This window comes from Kitasatospora sp. NPDC088134 (assembly GCF_044741705.1).
Lineage (GTDB): Bacteria > Actinomycetota > Actinomycetes > Streptomycetales > Streptomycetaceae > Kitasatospora.
In genome coordinates, this window is sequence record NZ_JBIUTD010000026.1 from 52,852 (window position 1) to 70,656 (window position 17,805).

General features: G+C 74.2%; 14 protein-coding genes and 1 pseudogene. 2 read left to right on the forward strand and 13 right to left on the reverse strand.

Going from position 1 to position 17,805, the window contains the following annotated elements; genetic code table 11:
- Window positions 1–35: 35 nt before the first annotated feature.
- Window positions 36–1,058 carry a LacI family DNA-binding transcriptional regulator gene (locus ACIOHG_RS30210; protein WP_400955299.1) on the reverse strand — a complete coding sequence of 341 codons (1,023 nt, stop codon included), beginning with the start codon at window positions 1,056–1,058 and terminating at the stop codon, window positions 36–38.
- 128 nt (window positions 1,059–1,186) lie between these two features.
- Here ACIOHG_RS30210 and ACIOHG_RS30215 point away from each other — a divergent pair, with 128 nt between their 5' ends.
- Window positions 1,187–1,864 carry a hypothetical protein gene (locus ACIOHG_RS30215; protein ID WP_400955301.1) on the forward strand — a complete coding sequence of 226 codons (678 nt, stop codon included), beginning with the start codon at window positions 1,187–1,189 and terminating at the stop codon, window positions 1,862–1,864.
- 7 nt (window positions 1,865–1,871) lie between these two features.
- On the opposite strand, the gene ACIOHG_RS30220 is transcribed toward ACIOHG_RS30215, so the two are convergent.
- From ACIOHG_RS30220 to ACIOHG_RS30255, 8 genes are all read right to left on the reverse strand, one after another.
- Window positions 1,872–2,909, reverse strand: coding sequence for a LacI family DNA-binding transcriptional regulator (locus tag ACIOHG_RS30220; RefSeq protein ID WP_400955302.1), 1,038 nt, complete (start codon window positions 2,907–2,909; stop codon window positions 1,872–1,874).
- 58 nt (window positions 2,910–2,967) lie between these two features.
- Entirely contained in the window at window positions 2,968–3,696 is a 729-nt protein-coding gene (locus ACIOHG_RS30225) for a GDSL-type esterase/lipase family protein (RefSeq protein WP_400955304.1), read from the reverse strand.
- Between the two features lie 113 nt (window positions 3,697–3,809).
- On the reverse strand, window positions 3,810–5,105 hold the full coding sequence (locus tag ACIOHG_RS30230) for a cellulase family glycosylhydrolase (RefSeq protein ID WP_400955305.1): 1,296 nt from the start codon (window positions 5,103–5,105) through the stop codon (window positions 3,810–3,812).
- A gap of 88 nt (window positions 5,106–5,193) precedes the next feature.
- Entirely contained in the window at window positions 5,194–6,396 is a 1,203-nt protein-coding gene (gene manA, locus ACIOHG_RS30235; protein WP_400955307.1) for a mannose-6-phosphate isomerase, class I, read from the reverse strand.
- A 196-nt stretch (window positions 6,397–6,592) separates the two neighbouring features.
- Complete coding sequence (locus tag ACIOHG_RS30240; protein ID WP_400955376.1) at window positions 6,593–7,636, reverse strand: LacI family DNA-binding transcriptional regulator; 1,044 nt, start codon at window positions 7,634–7,636, stop codon at window positions 6,593–6,595.
- A 61-nt stretch (window positions 7,637–7,697) separates the two neighbouring features.
- Complete coding sequence (locus ACIOHG_RS30245; protein WP_400955378.1) at window positions 7,698–8,549, reverse strand: carbohydrate ABC transporter permease; 852 nt, start codon at window positions 8,547–8,549, stop codon at window positions 7,698–7,700.
- Between the two features lie 8 nt (window positions 8,550–8,557).
- Window positions 8,558–9,532 carry a carbohydrate ABC transporter permease gene (locus ACIOHG_RS30250; protein ID WP_400955309.1) on the reverse strand — a complete coding sequence of 325 codons (975 nt, stop codon included), beginning with the start codon at window positions 9,530–9,532 and terminating at the stop codon, window positions 8,558–8,560.
- 101 nt (window positions 9,533–9,633) lie between these two features.
- Window positions 9,634–10,944 carry an ABC transporter substrate-binding protein gene (locus tag ACIOHG_RS30255; protein ID WP_400955311.1) on the reverse strand — a complete coding sequence of 437 codons (1,311 nt, stop codon included), beginning with the start codon at window positions 10,942–10,944 and terminating at the stop codon, window positions 9,634–9,636.
- 347 nt (window positions 10,945–11,291) lie between these two features.
- Between ACIOHG_RS30255 and ACIOHG_RS30260 the strand changes: the two genes are divergently transcribed.
- Window positions 11,292–12,317, forward strand: coding sequence for an ROK family protein (locus tag ACIOHG_RS30260; RefSeq protein WP_400955313.1), 1,026 nt, complete (start codon window positions 11,292–11,294; stop codon window positions 12,315–12,317).
- A gap of 836 nt (window positions 12,318–13,153) precedes the next feature.
- On the opposite strand, the gene ACIOHG_RS30265 is transcribed toward ACIOHG_RS30260, so the two are convergent.
- The 4 genes and pseudogenes from ACIOHG_RS30265 to ACIOHG_RS30280 form a co-directional block, all read right to left on the reverse strand.
- Window positions 13,154–14,500 (reverse strand): serine/threonine-protein kinase, encoded by a 1,347-nt coding sequence (locus ACIOHG_RS30265; RefSeq protein ID WP_400955379.1) that lies wholly within the window; start codon window positions 14,498–14,500, stop codon window positions 13,154–13,156.
- A 12-nt stretch (window positions 14,501–14,512) separates the two neighbouring features.
- Window positions 14,513–15,277 carry a serine/threonine protein kinase gene (locus ACIOHG_RS30270; protein ID WP_400955315.1) on the reverse strand — a complete coding sequence of 255 codons (765 nt, stop codon included), beginning with the start codon at window positions 15,275–15,277 and terminating at the stop codon, window positions 14,513–14,515.
- A 126-nt stretch (window positions 15,278–15,403) separates the two neighbouring features.
- On the reverse strand, window positions 15,404–17,455 hold the full coding sequence (locus ACIOHG_RS30275; protein ID WP_400955317.1) for a glycosyl hydrolase family 32: 2,052 nt from the start codon (window positions 17,453–17,455) through the stop codon (window positions 15,404–15,406).
- Between the two features lie 30 nt (window positions 17,456–17,485).
- Window positions 17,486–17,805, reverse strand: a pseudogene (locus ACIOHG_RS30280) (M23 family peptidase); the annotation flags it as partial.

Below are 17,805 nucleotides of genomic sequence, written 5' to 3' on the forward strand. Positions count from 1 at the left end.
CTCCGCCCCCACCACAATCGACTTCCGCGCTTCCCCTATCGCGGCGCAGCCCCCGTCGTCCCCCGCGGCACCAGCACCGGCGTCCCCGCCGGACGCGACGGCGCCCGACCCTCGTCCAGCAACTCCAGCAAGCAGCGGGCGACTTCCTCCCCCACCGCGAAGGGGTCGTGGCTGAGGGCGGAGAGCTGGGGACGGGTGATGCGGCAGAGGTCGGAGTCGTCCCAGGCGACCAGGGAGACGTCCTGCGGGACGCTCAGGCCGAGTTCTTCGGCGACGGCGATGCCCGCGACGGCCATCAGGTCGTTGTCGTAGACGATCGCGGTGGGCCGGTCGGCGGTGGTGAGGAGGGTGCGGGTGGCGCGGGCGCCGGCGTGGGCGGAGAGGTCGGTGGGGAGGGTGCGGGCGGTGACGGCGGGGAGTTCGGCGACGGTGGCGGTGAAGGCTTCGTCGCGCAGCAGGGTGCGGCCGAGCGTCTCGGGGCCGGTGACGTGCGCGATCCGGCGGTGCCCGAGCAGGGCGAGGTAGCGGACGGCCTCGGTGATCGCGGTGGCGTCGTCCGTCCAGACCGCCGGGAACGGGCCGGAGAGCGCGGGCTGGCTGACCGCGACGGCGGGCATGCCGAGCTTGTGGACGGGTTCGAGCCGGGGGTCGTCGGCGACCACGCCGACCAGGACGGAGCCGTTGACCCGGCCGGACTGCCACCACTGCCGGTAGAGCGCGATCTCGGCGTCCCGGTCGGGGACGGTGTGCAGCAGCAGCGCGCACGGCCGTTCGGCGAGGACCTGTTCGATGCCGCCGATCAGCGCCATCTGGATCTGGTCGAGCCCGGCGGCGGCCGCGCCCCGGGTGAGCGCCATGCCGATGGTGTGGACGCGGTCGCCCTGGGCGAGCGAGCGGGCGGCGAGGTTCGGCGACCAGCCGAGTTCGTGGGCGGCGTCGACGATCCGCTGCCGGGTGGCCTCGGAGACGCCGGGCCGGTCGTTGAGGGCGAGCGAGACCGCCCCGGCGGAGACGCCCGCCCGCGCGGCCACGTCCCGGATCGTTACCCGGCGCTGCATACTGCCCCTCTCTCCGTCCTTGCCGCCCATCCTGTCAGGTCCCCGCCGCCCCGTGGCACGGCAGTCCCTGGTAGCGTCGCCATCTTCGCGGGGTCGGCCCCGGCGGAGTACCCCCTGGCAGGGACCTCATGACGACGAGTCAGGCGGCGCGGCGGCAACGCCTGTCCGACGCCCTGGACGCGCTGGACCGCACCGCCCGCCCGGGCCCGCCACCGGGCGGCTGCCCGCACTGCTGGTCGGCCGAGGAGCTGGCCGCGCTCGCCGGGCCGCCGGACGTGCTGCCCGAGGCGCTGCTGTGCCGGGTGGCGGCGAAGCGTCCGGAGCACTGGGACGACTTCCCGGCCCTGTACCGGCGGGTGGCGCCGCGCGTCCTGCGGCTGCTGACGGCGGGTCGGCTGGGGGTGGACGGCGCGCTGGTCGGGGACCGGCTGGCCGTGGCGGGCTGGCGGGAGTGGCACCGGGCCGAGCTGGTCGCGGAGGTGCTGGACGCCTGGTGGCCGGTGGCGCTGGAGTCGGCGGTGGGGAGCGCGCCGGGCGTGGCGGAGGTGCTGGAGACGTTGGCGCTGGCGACGGGCTCGGTGGAGCCGTGGCTGCGGGTGTGGGCGGAGACCCGTTCCCCGGCGGCGGACCGGCACCTCGCCGACGTCCTGGACGGCTGGCTGTCCTACGGCCGGCTGCCCGACCTGCGTTTCGGCTACGAGCGCCGACTGCCGGTCGGCCCCGCGGTGCTGGCGTGGCTGGACGGCCTGCCGGAGCACCGGATCGGCGCGGATCAGCGCTACTGGCTGAGCCTGCTGGCGAGCTGACGGACCGTCAGTTCCGGTGCGGCGGGGGCGTCTCGCCGGAGCCGCGCGGGATCAGCAGGGTGGGGATCTCCAGGCGGGCGGGGGGTGCGGTGTCGCCGGCCAGGCGGTCGAAGAGGCGGCGGGCGGCGAGGGCGCCGAGCGCGGTGGGGTCCTGGGCGACGACGGTGAGCGCGGGGGTGAGCAGGTCGGCGAGTTCGAGGTCGTCGAAGCCGACGACGGCGGGGCGGCCGGTGGCGGGGAGGTGGTGCAGGGCGGCCAGGGTGATCCGGTTGTTGGCGGCGAACAGGGCGGTGACGGCGTCGGGGCCGGTGGTGAGGCGGCGGACGGCGGCGGCGACCCGGGCCCGGTCGGTGGGGCCGCAGTCGATCAGTCGTTCGTCGACGGGGAGGCCGGCGGCGGCCAGCGCCTCGCGGTGGCCGCGGGCGCGTTCGGCGGCGGTGTGGATGGTGGGCAGGTCGCCGATGTAGCCGATCCGGCGGTGGCCGTGCGCGATCAGGTGGGCGGTGCCGGCCCGGGCGCCGCCCGCGTTGTCGCTGAGCACGGCGTCGGCGGCGATGTCGGTGCCGGGGCGGTCGAGGAAGACCACGGGCGTCCCGGACTCGATCTCGGGCAGCAGGTAGCGGTGGTCGTCGCCGGCCGGGACGACGACCAGGCCGTCGACCCGGCGGGCGCAGAACGCGAGCGCCAACTCCCGTTCGCGGGAGGGGTCCTCGCCGCTGGAGCCGGTGAACAGCAGGCAGCCCTCGGTGGCGGCGACCTGTTCGACGGCCCGGGACAGCGCGGAGGAGAACGGGTCGCTGATGTCCTCCAGCAGCAGGGCGACGCTGGCGGTGCGGCCGGTGCGCAGCAGCCGCGCGCTGTCGTTGCGCCGGAACCCGAGCGCCTCGATCGCGGTGCGCACCCGGGCGGCCATCTCGGGGGTGACGCCGCTCTCGCCGTTGACCACCCGGGAGACGGTCTTCAGCCCGACGCCGGCGGCCGCCGCGACGTCCTTCATGGTCGGGCGGGCGCCGGTGCGCGGGCTGCTGGCGGGGCTGCTGGTCATGTCAGGGAGGATAGTGCGGGTACGGCTGCTGCCGGCCCGGACGGGTCCGGCTCGTCCGCTACCGGCCGCGCGGCCGGAACGCGGCGCCCCCGGGAGCGCCCCCGGACGCGCCTTCCGAGGCGCCTTCCGAAGCGCCTTCCGGGGCACGGTCCGCCGGTCGGACGAAGGCAGCGGTGCCGGGGTCGGCGGCCTCGCGGACCAGCTGGAGCCAGGCGTCGGCGAGCAGGCGGTGCCCGAGTTCGGTGGGGTGGACGCCGTCGGCGGCGATCAGGGCGGGGTCGCCGGCGGTGCGGGCGGCCTGGTTGAGCAGGCCGTCGGCGGCGAGCAGCAGGGCGCCGTGCTGGGCGGCGAGGCGGCGGACGGCGTGGATGCGGGGGTCGAGGTCCTCGCGCCAGGTCCACTGCTCGGCGGTGACGGGGACCAGGAAGGGCTCGATCAGGACCAGCCGGGGCGCGCAGTGCGCGCGCAGGCGGACCAGCAGGTCGTCGTACTCCTTCTCCCAGGTGTCGGCGGGGCTGGGCAGGCCGCTGTCGTAGTGGCGCCAGGTGTCGTTGACGCCGATCAGCACCGAGACCAGGGCGGGGCGGTGGGCGAGGGTGTCGGCGTCCCAGCGGGCGCGCAGGTCGACGATCCGGTCGCCGGCCGTGCCGCGGTTGAGCGCGGTGCGGCCGTCGGCGAGTCCGGCGGCGGCGAACGCGGCGTAGCCGTGGCCGAGGTCGTCGGGGCGGTCCCGGTCGCGGGCGGCGTCGGTGATGCTGTCGCCCTGGAAGAGGACGGTGACGGGCATGCGGGGCTCCTCTGGCGCGGACCCGCCGCCCGGGGTGGACGGTCACCGGGCGGCGGGGGTTCGAAGGTGTCGGGGGCCGGGGGTCGAGGGGTCGGGGGTCGAGGGGTCGGAGGTCAGCCCGCCGCGGCCATCGCGGCGGCGTGGGCGGCGAACAGCTGGGCGGTGGTGCGGGTCGGGTTGGCCGGGTCGTTGTTCCACATGATGCGGTGTCCGTCGTAGTCGGGGTAGAAGGAGCCGTCGTCCACCCGGGAGGTGAGCAGCCAGAACTGGTCGCCGGCGGCGCCGGCGGCGAGCGCGGCGCCGGTCCAGGCCCGGTAGGCGGCGTCCCGGGCGGCGGTGTCGGCGATGTCCCGGCCGGCGTCGATCTGCAGGCCGAACTCCTCGACGACGACCGGCTTGCCGAGCGTGCGGCCATCGGCGACGTGGTCCTCGATCCACCGGGTACCCCAGTCGGTGGCGTTGATGCCGGGCTTGCCGGCGCTGGTCTCGCCCCAGTTCTGCGGGTAGACGTGGACGGTGCCGTAGTCGACGGCGGGCAGCGCGGTGAGCTTCGGCCAGTCACAGCCCTCGTAGTTCGAGTAGGGGTAGTCGGCCTCGTCCGCCCGGCCGTAGAAGCCCTCGTCGCCGACGGCGAGCAGCTGGCGGGGGGCCAGCGACTTGACGTAGGCGCTCATCTCGCGGGCCCAGCCGAGCAGCGTGGCACCGGACTTGTCGCTGCGGCAGCGCGGTTCGTTGGCGAGTTCCCAGGCCATCACGGTGGGGTCCTCGTGGTAGCGCAGGCCGGTGTAGCGGTTGCGGCGCTGGATCACGTGCTTGGCCCAGGCCCGGTACGCCTTGCGGCAGTCGGGGTCGGTGTAGAACCTGTCGTGGTGGACGCCGTCGCCGTAGGAGTCGTCGGGCAGGCCGAGGAACCAGGACACGTACTGCTGCATGCCGCCGTAGTCGGGCCAGTTGTTGACCAGCGGCAGGACGAGGCGCAGGCCGAGCTGCCCGGCTTTGTGGACGGCGTGGTCGAGGCTGTCGAAGGCGGCCTCGTCGTAGCTGAACGGCTTGGGTTGCAGGGCGCGGTGGGAGTGGCCGTCGCCGTCGGCGAACGCCCAGGCGCGGACCACGGTCAGTCCCATCGCGGCGGCGTCGTTCAGCACCGCGTCGATCATGTAGTGGGACTGCTGGTGCAGGTAGTAGCAGTTGGTGCCGCCGAACCGGAACTTCCTTCCGTCCAGGCGCAGTTCGCCGCCTCTGGCGGTGACGTAGGGGCGCTTGCCGCCGCCCCGGCGGTCCTGGTTCCCCTGATCCTCCCCGGCGTTGTCGGCGACGGCGGTGCCGCCGAGCAGCGGGACGGCGGTGAGGCCGAGGGCGGCGGCACCCAGCAGGGTGCGGCGGCTGGTGGTGCGGGGCCGGTCGTTCACGTGCGTCCTCCGGAACATGCGGTGGGGTGGGGTGGGGTGGCGCCTGGGGGCCGTGAAGTCTGCCGACTGCCGTGCGGGGCAAGGGGGTTCAGTGCGGTTGCGGGACCTTGGCGCGGAACACGGTGGCGTCGCCGGACAGCCGGACCGGGCCGCCCGCGGCGGGCAGGTAGGCGGACGCGCCGGGGCCGAGGGCCGGGCCGCCGTCGAGGCGGGCGGTGCCGCGCACGCACAGCAGGATCTGCGGGCCGTCGTCGGCGAGTTCGACGGGGGCGTCAAGGCCGGCGGGGTCGATCCGAGAGAGGCTGAACTCCGCTGCCGTGGTGAGGAATTCGAGTTCACCGGGGCCGACGGGGACGGCGGGCGCGCGCTGTGGGGCGGTGGGCCGGAAGTCGACCGCCCCGGCGAGGGCGGCGGTGTCGACGTGCTTGGGGGTGAGGCCGCAGCGCAGCACGTTGTCGGAGCTGGCCATGATCTCGACGCCGAGGCCGCGCAGGTAGGCGTGCGGGACTCCGGCCTCCAGGTACAGGGCCTGGCCGGCGCCCAGCCGGACGTGGTGGAGCAGCATCGCGGCGAGCAGCCCGGGGTCGCCGGGGTGGTCGTGGGCGGCGTCCCGGTAGGCGGCCCAGGTGGCGGCGTCGGGGCCGCCCCCGGCGGCCAGTTCGGCGAGTACGCGCGGGAGTTCGGCGGCGGCCCGCTCGCCGCGCGGGCGATCCTCGGTGAGTGCGGCGGTCAGCACGGTGCGCAGGGCCGTCCCGGCGGGGGCGGTGCGCAGCTCCTCGATCCAGGGGTCGAGCACAGCGAGGCCGGTACGGGCCCACAGGTCGGCGCTGGCACGCGGGTCGCGGAAGCCGCACAGGGCGTCGAACTCGCCGAGGGCGCAGATCAGTTCGGGCTTGTGGCTGCGGTCGCGGTAGATCCGCTGCGGGGCGTCGAGCGGGATGCCGGCGGCGTCCTCGGCGGCGTACCCGGCCGCGGCCTGCGCGGCGCTGGGGTGGACCTGCACGGAGAGCGCGCGCTCGGCGGCCAGCACCTTGAGCAGGAACGGCAGTTGCGGTCCGAAGCGGTCCAGCACCCGGGCGCCGAGCTCCCGTTCCGGGTCGCGGGCGATGACGGCGTCGAGGGGTTCGGCGCCGCGGCCCCGGTCGATCCGGGACGGGGCGCCGGGGTGGGCGCCCATCCAGAGCTCGGCCTCGGGTCCGCCGCCGGGCGGGCAGCCGATGAGGTCGGCGATGGCGGTGGTCGAGCCCCAGGCGTACGGGCGGACGGTGGTGGCGAGCAGGTCGGCGGTCATCGGGGCTCCGGTGGCGGGTGGCCCGGCCCGGCCCCGAACTTCCTTACCCTCGGAAGGAGTCGGGGACGGGCCGGGAGTCTTGGGGTGGCGCGCGGCGGATCGCCGGCCCGCGGCGGCTCTTCCGCGTACGGCGCCCGGCGGCCCGGTCGAACCCGGAGGGCCGGCGGGCCGGCCGGACTCAGCGGGTCGCCGGCGTTCAGCGGGTCGGCGGGGCGCTGCTGCCGCGCGGGATCAGCACGGGCGTCGGGGCCGGTCCGGCGGCGGCGCCGCGGTGCTCGACGACGTCGAACAGGGTGCGGGCGACCAGCGCGCCGTAGCCGGGCACGTCGTGGCTCATCGCGGACAGCGCCGGGTGGGTGAGCCGGCAGAGCTGGGAGTCGTCCCAGGCGATCAGCGACAGGTCGGCGGGCACCCGGAGGCCGAACTCGGCGGCGACCGAGATCCCGGCGACGGCCATGATGTCGTTGTCGTAGATGATCGCGGTGGGGCGGTTCGCGGAGGCCAGCAGCATCCGGGTGGCGCGGGCGCCGGCCCGGCCGGAGAAGTCGGTGGGGACGCTGCGCGGCGGCTCCAGTCCGAGCTGTCCGGCGACGGCGGCCAGCGCCCGGGTGCGGATCGCGGTGTGGCCGAGGCCGGGATCGCCGCCGACCCGGGCGATCCGGCGGTGGCCGAGCATCGCCAGGTAGCGGACGGCGTCCTCGACGGCGGCCGAGTCGTCGGTCCAGACGGCGGCGAGGCGGCCGCCGACCAGGCCGGGGTGACCGGCCGCGACGGCGGGCAGGCCGAGCGCGGCGAGGGCCGGAATCCGCGGGTCGGCCTCGGTGAGGTCGACCAGCACGGAGCCGCTGACCCGGCGGGTGCGCCACCAGGTGCGGTGCACCGCGATCTCCTGCTCGCGGTCCGGCACCAGGCGCAGCAGCAGGGTGGCGGAGCGTTCCTCCAGGACGCTCTGGATACCGGAGATGAACTCCATGTAGAAGGGTTCCAGGCCGAGTTGGCGGGCCGGACGAGTGATGACCAGGCCGACGGTCTCGCTGCCGGGGGCGAGCCGGGCCAGGCTGCGGGCGGCCTGGCTGGGCACCCAGCCGAGTTCCTCGGCGGCGGCCCTGATCCGCTCCCGGGTGGGGCCGGAGACGCCGGGCCGGTCGTTGAGGGCCAGCGAGACGGCCCCGGCGGAGACCCCGGCGAGAGCGGCCACCTCACGGATGGTCACCCGCCCGTTCGTCGTCCGGCCGCTCATCGTCCGGCCCTCCGCCCCGGTGGCGTCGCGGCGCAGGTGCGGCGCCATCGGGCGGTGCCCGTCACTTGCCGGAACCGGCGGCGAAGCCGGCGTAGATCAGGCGCTGCAGGGCGAGGAAGACGACCAGGGTGGGCAGGATGACCAGGATGGTGCCGGCCGAGATGATCTCCCAGTTGACGCCGAACGGGCCCTGGAAGCGGAACAGCGAGGTGGAGATGGTGCCGAGGTCGCTGGCGGGCATGTAGAGGAACGGGATGAAGAAGTCGTTGTAGACGGTGACGCCCTTGACGATCACCACGGTGGCAATGGCCGGCTTCAGCAGCGGCAGGATGATCCGCCGGTAGACGGTGAAGCTGTTGGCGCCGTCCAGCCGGGCCGCCTCGTCCAGCGAGACCGGGATGGAGCGGATGAACTGCAGGAAAATGTAGATCGAGATGATGTCGGTGCCGAGGTACAGCAGGATCGGTCCCCATCGGGTGTTGAACGCGCCCAGGTCGTTGACGATCCGGAAGGTGGCGACCTGAGTGGTGACGCTGGGGACGAGGCTGGCCAGCAGGAACAGCGCCATCACCAGCTTCTTCAGCCGGAAGTCGAAGCGGTCGATGGCGTAGGCGGTCATCGAGCCGATCAGCACCGTCCCGGCCACCGAGACCACCAGGATGATCGAGGTGTTCAGGAACGCGGGCAGCATCCTGCCCTGGGTGAAGGCGATCCGGAAGTTCTCCAGGTTGAGCCAGTCGCCGGGCAGGTCGAGCGGCCCGGTGGTCTGCGCCTCCCGGCGGGTCTTGAGCGAGGTGAACAGGATGACCACCAGCGGGACCAGCACGACGGCGCTGGCCAGCACCAGCGACAGGTACTTGGCGCCGGAGGCGGCGGCGCCGCGGGCGTGGAAACGGCGGCGGTGGTGGTTCACGGCGGTGGTCACGACAGTTCCACCCTCTCCTCCGGCACCAAGCGGCGCTGGACCCAGGTGACGATCAGGATCAGGACGATCAGTACGACGGCGCCGGCCGAGGCGAGGCCGAACTTGTCGAACTTGAAGGCCATGTTGATGCTCTGGATGACGAAGGTCTGCGAGCCGTTGGCGCCGCCGGTCATGATGTACGGGATCTCGAAGACGGCCAGCGAGCCGGAGACCGCGAGGATCGCGCTGAGGCTGATCACCGGCTTGATGCCGGGCGCGATGATGTGCCGGAACTGCTGCCAGCGGTTGGCGCCGTCCAGCGCGGCGGCCTCGTACAGGTGCGGCGGGATGGACTGGATCGCGCCGAGGAACAGCACCAGGTTGAGGCCGGTGTAGCGCCACACCGAGACGCCGGCCAGCGACTTGTTGACCAGGTCGGGGTCGCCCATCCAGAGGAACGTGCCGTCGACGCCGACGAGTTGGAGCAGCGAGTCGAGGGTGCCGTGCGGCTGGAAGAAGTACAGGAAGACGAAGCCGATCGCCACGCCGTTGATCAGGTAGGGGAAGAACAGGATGCCCTTGAAGAGGTTCCGGAACTTCGTGTGGAAGCTGAGCACGGTGGCGAAGTACAGCGCCAGGCAGATCTGCACCACGGCGGCGAGCAGGTAGACGCCGCTGACCAGGAACACCTTGAACAGTTCGGGGCGGGTGAACAGGTCGGTGTAGTTCTTGAGACCGACGTTGTTCCGCTCCGGGCTGATGCCGTCCCAGTCGGTGAAGCTGTAGCCGATCATGTCGCCGATCGGCAGGTAGGTGAAGGTCACCAGCAGCGCGAGCGGTACCAGCAGGTACAGCCACGGGGTGAACCACCAGTGCCGGCGGACCCCCTTGCGCCGGGGGGCGCGGGCGGTGTTCGGGCCCCCCACGTCCAGGGCAACGGCGTTCCGTGCGGGGGGCTTTCCGGTGCCCCGGCCCCTCTGCAGTGCAGTCATCTTCGTTCCTTCGTAGGTCCTGGCACCCGGTGGGCGGCCCCGCCCGGCCCCCGACGCGTCGGGGCTACGGGGCTGCGGGGCGGGCCGCCCGGTCCGGTGGGTCAGCCGACCGTCTTCTGCGACTCGGACCACTTCTTGTTCAGCTCGGCGAAGTAGCCGTTCTGGTCGCCGGGGGCCGCGCCGCGGGCGATGTCGACGAGCTTCTGCCGGTAGTCGGGGGCGTCCAGGTTGATCTCCGCGCCCTTGTCGATCTTCTTGACCGTGGCGAGCTTCTCCTGCTTCTGGCCGATCAGCTGGACGCCCTGGTCGCCGAACTCCTTCAGCGCGCTCGGCATCGGGGTGCCCCTGACCGAGGAGATGCCCTGCTCGGCCTGGGCGGCGCCGGACTTGTTGATGTACCAGTCCAGCCAGGCGCGGGCCGCCTCCTGGTTCTTGGAGTGCTTGTTGATGCCGTACTTGTAGTCCGGCTGCAGCACGGTGCAGAGCTTGCCGCCGGTGGACGGGAACGGCATGTAGCCGATGTCGTCCGGGTTCGCGCCGGCCGCGGTGGCGGCGTCGCGCATCTGCGAGATCGACCAGGAGCCCAGGTACATCGAGCCGACCTTGCCGGTGGCCAGCAGGGTCTTGGAGTTGTCCCAGTTGGTGGTGGTCGGGTCGTCCTCGGTGAGCTTCTGGTGGACGGCCGAGTACAGCAGGCTGTCGACGGTGAAGACGTCGCTGCCCGCAGTCCACGGGGTCGCGGTGGTGGCCATCGCGTCCTTGGCGCCCTCGTTGCAACTGGGCGCGCCGATCGCGCTGGTCCACTGGGTGAGCGGCCAACTGTCGTGGTAGTTGGTGTAGTACGGGGTCGCCTGGCCCTTGGCCCTGATCGCCTTCAGGTCGGCGAGGAACTCCTCGGGGGTCTTCGGCCACGCGGTGACGCCGGCGTCCGCCCAGACCTTCTTGTTGTAGACGAAGCCGGTGACGGTGCCGTAGTTGGCGATGCCGTAGACCTTGTCCGAGACCGTCGCGTAGTCGGTCCACTGGTACTGCTTCGACAGCTCGGCCGAACTGCCCAGCGGGGCGAAGAAGGTGGGGAACCGGGTGACCGACAGGTCCGAGGGGATCGGCAGCACGTCACCGTAGTTCTCGGTGTTCATGCGGATCTTGACTTCGCCCTCGTAGTCCTTCATCCCCTCGAACTTCACCTTGACGTTCGGGTAGGTCTTGTTGAACTCGGCGACGTACTTGTCCAGCGTGCCGTTGCCCAGCTGGTCCGTGCGGTTCGTCAGCACGGTGACGCTGCCCGACACCTTGGTGGGGTCCGCGTTGACGGTGGGGACGGCGGAGGAGGAGCTCCCGCCACCGCTGCCACTACAGGCCGTGAGCACCACAAGGGTCGCGGCCGAGAGGGCCGCCCATCCTCTGCGCATCTCGCTCATCCTTCGAACTGATCTTCGGTGATCGTCTGACTGACACGGGTAGGCGACAGCCCACGGCCGCATTCGGCCGGCCCGGCTGTTGGACGCTTAACGTAGACGTCACATCCTGGCCATGTCCATAGAGCGGTCAACATTGATATACACGAGTTTTGTTGCCGAAAAAGGCTCGATTTACTAAACGTTTGCTTAACTTGAGAGCGGATCAGGCTCGTTATCGGACCGCGACCGGCCTGCGCTGGACAACGTTGTCAGAGCGAGTCAGAATCACCGGGTACGACCCGGCAGCGCCCTGTCCGAGCACCGTGGCGCTCCCCTGCCACACCTGCGGAGACGTCACGATGAGTTACGACACGGCCGGTACCGCCTTCAGCGCCGAACCCCTCGGGTCCGTCCCCCGGGACGCCGCCCTCCCGACCGCCCCCGGCCCGCTGATCGCGGCCCTCGACATCGGCGGCACCAAGATCGCGGGTGGTCTGGTCGACGGCGCGGGCACCCTGCTGCACCAGCTCCAGGTCCGCACCCCCGCCGACGGCGACCGGCACGAGCTGATGGCCGCCGTCGACCACGTCCTCGACGACCTGGCCCGCCTCCCCGCGTGGCCCCGGGTCGGCGCCCTCGGCATCGGCAGCGCCGGCCCCGTCGACATCGCCGCCGGCACCGTCAGCCCCGTCAACCTCCCCGGCTGGCGCGACTTCCCGTTGCGCGCGGAGGCCGCCGAACACCCCGCCGTCCGCGGCCTCCCGGTCCGGCTCGGCGGCGACGCCGTGGCCATGGCCGCCGCCGAGCACTGGCGCGGCGCCGCCCGCCCCTACCGCAACGCCCTGTGCCTGGTGGTCTCCACCGGCGTCGGCGCCGGCCTGATCCTCGACGGCGCCCTGCACACCGGCCCCACCGGCAACGCCGGACACCTCGGCCACATCAGCGTCGACTACCGGGGCCGCCCCTGCCCCTGCGGCTCGCGCGGCTGCGTCGAAGGACTCGCCTCCGGCACCGCGATCGCCCGCACCGCCGCCGAACTCGGCTGGCGCCCCGGCCCCGACGGCGACACCACCGCCGGCGCCGTCGCCACCGCCGCCCGGGCCGGCCACCCGCCCGCCCTGGCCGCCTTCGACCGAGCCGCCCAGGCCCTCGCGGCCGGCATCGCCGCCACCGCCACCCTGGTCGAACTCGACGCCGCCGTCGTCGGCGGCGGCGTGGCCAAGGCCGGCCCCGTCCTCTTCGACCCCCTGGCCCGGCACCTCGCCTCCTACGCCACCCTCTCCTTCACCCGCGACCTCCGCCTCGTCCCCGCCCACCTCGGCACCGACGCCGGCCTGGTCGGCGCCGCCGCCCTGACCCGCGACGTGCTCCCGACCCCCCGCTGACGGCCCCCGCCCCCGCAGGTACGGCCTCCCCCGCACACCCGCCGCTCGCCCCGTACCGCCTCGGCCGCACCCGCCCCACGGGTGCGGCCTTCTCCATGCCCGGAAACGCGCCGCTCACCGCTCACCCCGCGTCCCACTGCGGCCGCCTCCGTCCCCGTCCCCGCAAGTGCGGCCCTCTCCATCCCGAGAACGCGGCACTCCGCACACCGTCGTCCCACCCCGCATCTCGCCGCTGGCATCCACCCACCCGGACCGGGCGAAGCCGTCCCCGCGCGCACGACCTGCCCTCATCCACACACGGCGCACCTGCCTTGCCCCGTCGTCCCACCCCTTCCGGCCGCGCCCCCGTCCGCCCCGCCTCGCCCCGTCCCCGCTGCCTCCCGTCCGCCGCATGATCGGCGCGTGCCCCCGACCGGTCCGATGGGCCGAAACCCCTTCGACAGCAGGCCGGTAGGCCGTCAGACTGCGCGCATGACCGAACGAATCGAGTCCCTCTTCCTCCGGTGAGCGCCGCTCCCGGGCGCGGTGCGTCCGCGCTGTACGACCTCGCTCTGCGCCTGGCGCGCGAGGCGCCGGACGGGCTGCCGCCCGAGGGCGGGTTCCGGCTCGACCGGGAGCGCCCGCCCCGACCGCTGCCGGTGAGCGTGCTCCGGCAGACCGTCGCCGAGGTGTTCGCCCCGGGCCCGGAGGGCGGCCTCGGCTCCCGCCTCGACCGGCCGTCCTCGGCCCTTCCGGGGAGCAGCGGAAGGCGATCGGGTGGTCGACGTGCACCGCGGGGGCGGTGCAGGCGCTGCCGCCGGGAGGCCGTCCGCCGGACCGGCGTCCCGGCCCGCCGGTCAGTGGCAGTCGGGGAGGGCGGGGCGGTCCTTGGTGCGGACGGCGGGGAGCCAGCCGGTGGTGGCGTCGGGGAGGCGGATGCGGTACCAGAGGGTGGAGGCGACATCCTCCTCGTTGATGACGGGGAGACCGGCGCCGAGCTGGCAGTCGGCGTCGAGGACGTCCCCGTGCCAGACGCGGGTGGAGATGACGTTCTCGGCGGTGTAGGGGCGCTTGGGGTCGACGGCGAGGCCGAGGCTGCACCGGGGGTCGCGGTCCGTCCGGTCCTGGCAGCCGCGTTCGGCGTTGAAGACGTGCAGGCGGCCGGTCTGCGCGGGCGGGCCCGGGTGCGACCGGACGGCGGTCGCGGTGGCGGCGACCGCGACGACGGCGACAGTGCAGGCGGCGAGCAGCAGCGCGGGGCGGAGCCGTGGACAGCGGCGGCCGGACCGGTGGGCGCGGATGCGGGCCAGCAGGCTCTCGGCGCTGTGCGGGGCGCGGGCGGCGTGGGTGGTGGCGAGGCAGTCCGCGGCCAGGGCGCGCCAGAACGGGGGGATGCCGGGGTCCAGCCGCAGGGCGGCGCGGCCTTCGGCGTACTGCTGGGCGGCGGCGCTGCGGGCGGTGGAGGTGGCGCCGGGGAAGGGTGGGACGCCCGCGGCGAACACCTCGTGGATCACGATGCCGAGCGCCCAGATGTCGGCGGTCGCCCGGACCTTGACGCCGTGCTCGCCGAGCGGTTCCTTCCAGCGTTCCGGCGGGAGGTAGTCGGGGGTGCCCAGCGGGGCGGAGTAGCCATGGGTGCCGGTGAGTTCGGTGGCGAGGCCGAAGTCGGAGAGGCGGACCTCGCCGTCCGCGCCGATCAGGATGTTCTCGGGCTTGAGGTCGCCGTGGGCCCAGCCGGAGCGGTGCAGGTGGGCCAGGCCCTCGCAGATGCCGGCCACGATCCGGCCGCCCCGCTCCTCGTCCAGGCCGGTGCCGAGCAGGTCGCGCAGGGTGCCGCGGGCGCGTTCCATGACCAGGACGATCGAGCCGTCGAGCTGCGGGTGCTCGGGGGCGGTCAGGACGAAGGTGTCGAGCAGCCGGATCAGCCGGGGGTGCGGCGCGGTGCGGGCCAACTCGGCTTCGCGCCGGGCGGTTTCGGCGACCTGGCGGGCCTGGCGGGGGGCGAGTCCGGCGGTCGGCAGCACCTTCAGGGCCACCGGATCGCCCTCGCCGCCCGGACCGGTGGCCTCCTCGGCCCGACGGGCGGCGTAGACGATCGCCCAACCGCCTTCGCCGATGGGCTCGGTGACGGTCCATCCGCCGATCCGGTGGCCGGGCGGCAGCAGGTCCTCGCGGTCCTCGCCGAAGGTCGGGTCGGGCACCATCGGCACGCCGCCCTACCGTCCGGGCCCGGCGGGCTCGGGGGGCGGCAGGAGCGCGAGGTGCTCCTCGCGGACGATGCCGAACTTCAGGGCGAGGCCGACCACGGCCTCGCGCTTGCCGTGGCGGCGGTCCGCCCGGGGCCCGGCCTCGGGCAGCTCGATGCGGAGCTTCTCGTCGGCGAGGTAGTCGAGGTGCGAGCTGACCGCGCGGGCGGTGAGCCGGGCGCAGGCGGGGTGGCCGTGCAGCCGCGCGACCACCTGGGGGGTGGTGGGCACGGCGGCGGGCGAGCGGTCGCGCAGCCAGGGTTCGCAGAGCGCGACCAGGACCAGGAAGTAGGTGGCGGTCTCGTCCATCGAGTACGCCGTCATGGTGCGGCTCGCCCCGGAGCCGCCGCGGGTGTGCGGGTCCAGGTAGACGTGGTCGGGCGCGAACACCTGGAAGGAGAGCGGGGTTTCGCGCCGCGAGGGCAGCACCACCCGGGAGATCTCGAACGGGATCGGCGCGCCGACCCGCCGCGGCGGCACCCGCAGGTACTCACCGGCGCCCTCCGGGTTCTCCACCAGGTAGGCGTGGGTGTTGCCGAAGTTGCTCAACTGCCAGTGGTCGTCGGTCGCGTGGATCTCCCCGGCCAGCCGGGAGACCGTCTCGTCGCCGAGCCGGAGCTCCACCGGCGTGCCGGCCGAACCGCGGCCGAAGCGTGCCCGTTCTCCAGGACCGAGCCGCAGGGTCACGGCGTCCTCGCCGTTCCCCTCCGGCAGGTGGACGACGATCCTGCTCACCGTTCCCCCGTACCGCGCCGCACCGCTCCCCCGTCCCGACCGTTGCCCGACGGACGAACGCTACCTCTTTGAGCATGACAATTGCCGTGTGGCGTAAGTCACATGACGAGGTGGGCGGCGCGGCGGTCAGGGCAGTGGCGTCCCCGTGGGCAGCGGCGCCACCCGGCGGTCGCCGAAGGCGGTCCACGGCCGCCAACCGCCGCCGGGCCGGTCCTGGACCCGGGTGCGCAGTCGGCCGTCCGCAGCCACCGCGAAGACGTGCAGCCGCCCGGTCGGGTCGGCCGCGGCCGTGGGCGGAGCAGCCAACGCCGGGGCGGCCGATGCCGGACCGGTTTCGCCGAAGTCCTCGCCCAGTACCCCGTCCGGCGCCCAGGCCCCTGCGGGCGCCAACTGCCAGCGGTGGGACAGCCGTTCGCCACCGGGGGCGAGGGTGAACGCCTCCAGCCGGCCGTCCGCCCCGGCGACCGCCAGCGGGGCGGCGGTGGACCAGCCGAGCAGCGGCTGCCAGTCGCCCCAGCCCCCGCCGGGCACCGACTGGCGGCGCTGGAAGGCCGCCGTGCCGGACGGGGCGATCGCGGTGACGTTCAGTCGGCCGGTGCCGTCCCGGGCCACCCGCGGCGCGCCGCCGGCGGGCGTGCCGAAGCGCTCCCAGTCGGACCAGGCGCCGCCGGGCGAGGTCTGCCAGCGGTGCAGGAGCGCCGCGCCGCCGGGTGCCAGCACGAACACCTCCAGTCGGCCGTCGGCGTTGACGGCGACCACCGGCGGTGCGCCCACCGGGCCACCGAATCCCGCGTCCCAGTCCTCCCAGGCGGCCGAGCCGGGCGAGCGCTGGCGGCGGCGGGCGACCAGGGCGCCGCCGGGCGCGGACGCGAACACCTCCAGCCGCCCGTCGGCGTTCCGGGCGACGGCGGGGGCGGCGCCGGCCGGGCCGCCGAACACCTCCCAGTCGGACCAGGAGCCGTCCGCCCGCTGGACGCGGTGGTCGAGGCCGACGCCGCCGGGGGCGAGCGAGAACACCTCCAGCCGGCCGTCGGTGTCGCGGCCCAGCACGGGCACCGCGCCGGCCGGGCCGCCGAACACCTCCCAGTCGGACCAGGTGTCGGCGGCCGGGTCGAGCTGGACCCGGCACAGCATCGACCGGTCGGCCGCGTCGAGCGCGAAGACGTTCAGCAGGCCCCGCGCGTCCAGGGCGGCGACCGGGTTGTCCGGGCTCTGCCAGGGCGGCGGGGCGGACTGCCAGCTCAGCGGGGCCAGGTACAGGCCGTGCCGGAACCAGCCGGCGGCGCTCGCCCACCACTGCTGCCCGTCGGTGACCGCCTCCACCGCGTGGCCCGGCACGTGGCCCGCGTAGCCGTCGAGGGTGAAGCGGAACGGGTCCCGGGAGGCGAGCACGTCGGTGCCCTCGTACCCGTTCCGCGGTCCGAGGAACAGGTAGTACCAGCCGTCCCGGGCCACCACGAACGGCGACTCGGTGACCGACACGCCGTCCGCGGCAGTGGCCTGGTCGGCGAAGGCGACGCCGGGGGCGCCCCAGTTCAGCAGGTCGGCGGAGCGCCGGTAGCAGACCTGGTGCCGGCCGTCGGCGGCGGACAGTTCGGTGTAGTACATCACCCACTCGGCACCGATCCGCAGCACCATCGGGTCGCGGGCGGCGTTGCCGCGGAACAGCGGCCCGGACGGCAGCCGGGTCCAGGAGAACAGGTCGGTGGAGGTGGCGGCGTTGATCGCCGCCCCGGCGCGCCCGCCCGCCGCGTAGAACATCCAGTGGACGCCGTCCGACTCGACGACGTGCGGGGCCCACAGGTGCTCCTCCCCGAAGTACGAGGGGTCGACCGTCAATGCGTCCGGGTGCCCGGTCCACGGGCCGGCCGGGTCGGGTGCCGAGGCGTGCGCGAACGACACCTCGGCGGAACTGTCGGGGGCCTGCCCGGGCGGCGCGCTGTCGCCGACGATGCCGAACAGGTGCCAGCGCCCGCCGGCCCGGACCAGCGTGTGGTCGTTGAGGTAGCGGCGGCGCTCGGTGGACGGGTCGTAGACCTGGCCGAACGGGCCGGCTCCGACCCACAGGTGGGACTCGGCGACGTCGGCGGTGGCGGTGGCGGTACGGCCCCGGAGCGGGAGCACGAGTGCTCCCGCTCCGGCCGCCCGCAGCAGGCCGCGCCTGCTGATCGGGGACATGGCTGCGCTCCAGAGGGTTTGCCGGTCCGGTCAGCCGACGCCGGGTCCGGCGGTGGTGTTGAGCCAGGCCCAGTCGGACCAGGTGGCGAAGCCGGTCTGCCACTTGTGGTGGACCCCGGCACTACTGGTCCCGAAGACCTCGATCCGGCCGTCCGCGTTGGCGGTGGCGACCACCTCCGTGCCGCCCCCGCCGAAGGTCTCCCACTGACCGTACGGGGCGTTCACGCCGGTCTGCCAAATGTGCTGCGCCGTGGTGCCGTTGAGGGCGAACACCTCGACCCGGCCGTCCGCGGTCGGCTGACTGGTGAGCCGGGAGTCGGCCGGTCCGCCGGTGGCCTCCCAACCCGACC

Excerpts from the sequence above, each read along its gene's own strand:
- ACIOHG_RS30255 (WP_400955311.1), bottom strand. The coding sequence starts at position 10,944 with ATGCGCAGAGGATGGGCGGCCCTCTCGGCCGCGACCCTTGTGGTGCTC.
- ACIOHG_RS30210 (WP_400955299.1), bottom strand. The coding sequence starts at position 1,058 with ATGCAGCGCCGGGTAACGATCCGGGACGTGGCCGCGCGGGCGGGCGTC.
- ACIOHG_RS30215 (WP_400955301.1), top strand. The coding sequence starts at position 1,187 with ATGACGACGAGTCAGGCGGCGCGGCGGCAACGCCTGTCCGACGCCCTG.
- ACIOHG_RS30225 (WP_400955304.1), bottom strand. The coding sequence starts at position 3,696 with ATGCCCGTCACCGTCCTCTTCCAGGGCGACAGCATCACCGACGCCGCC.
- ACIOHG_RS30250 (WP_400955309.1), bottom strand. The coding sequence starts at position 9,532 with ATGACTGCACTGCAGAGGGGCCGGGGCACCGGAAAGCCCCCCGCACGG.
- ACIOHG_RS30240 (WP_400955376.1), bottom strand. The coding sequence starts at position 7,636 with ATGAGCGGCCGGACGACGAACGGGCGGGTGACCATCCGTGAGGTGGCC.
- manA (WP_400955307.1), bottom strand. The coding sequence starts at position 6,396 with ATGACCGCCGACCTGCTCGCCACCACCGTCCGCCCGTACGCCTGGGGC.
- ACIOHG_RS30265 (WP_400955379.1), bottom strand. The coding sequence starts at position 14,500 with ATGGTGCCCGACCCGACCTTCGGCGAGGACCGCGAGGACCTGCTGCCG.
- ACIOHG_RS30220 (WP_400955302.1), bottom strand. The coding sequence starts at position 2,909 with ATGACCAGCAGCCCCGCCAGCAGCCCGCGCACCGGCGCCCGCCCGACC.
- ACIOHG_RS30275 (WP_400955317.1), bottom strand. The coding sequence starts at position 17,455 with ATGTCCCCGATCAGCAGGCGCGGCCTGCTGCGGGCGGCCGGAGCGGGA.
- ACIOHG_RS30260 (WP_400955313.1), top strand. The coding sequence starts at position 11,292 with ATGAGTTACGACACGGCCGGTACCGCCTTCAGCGCCGAACCCCTCGGG.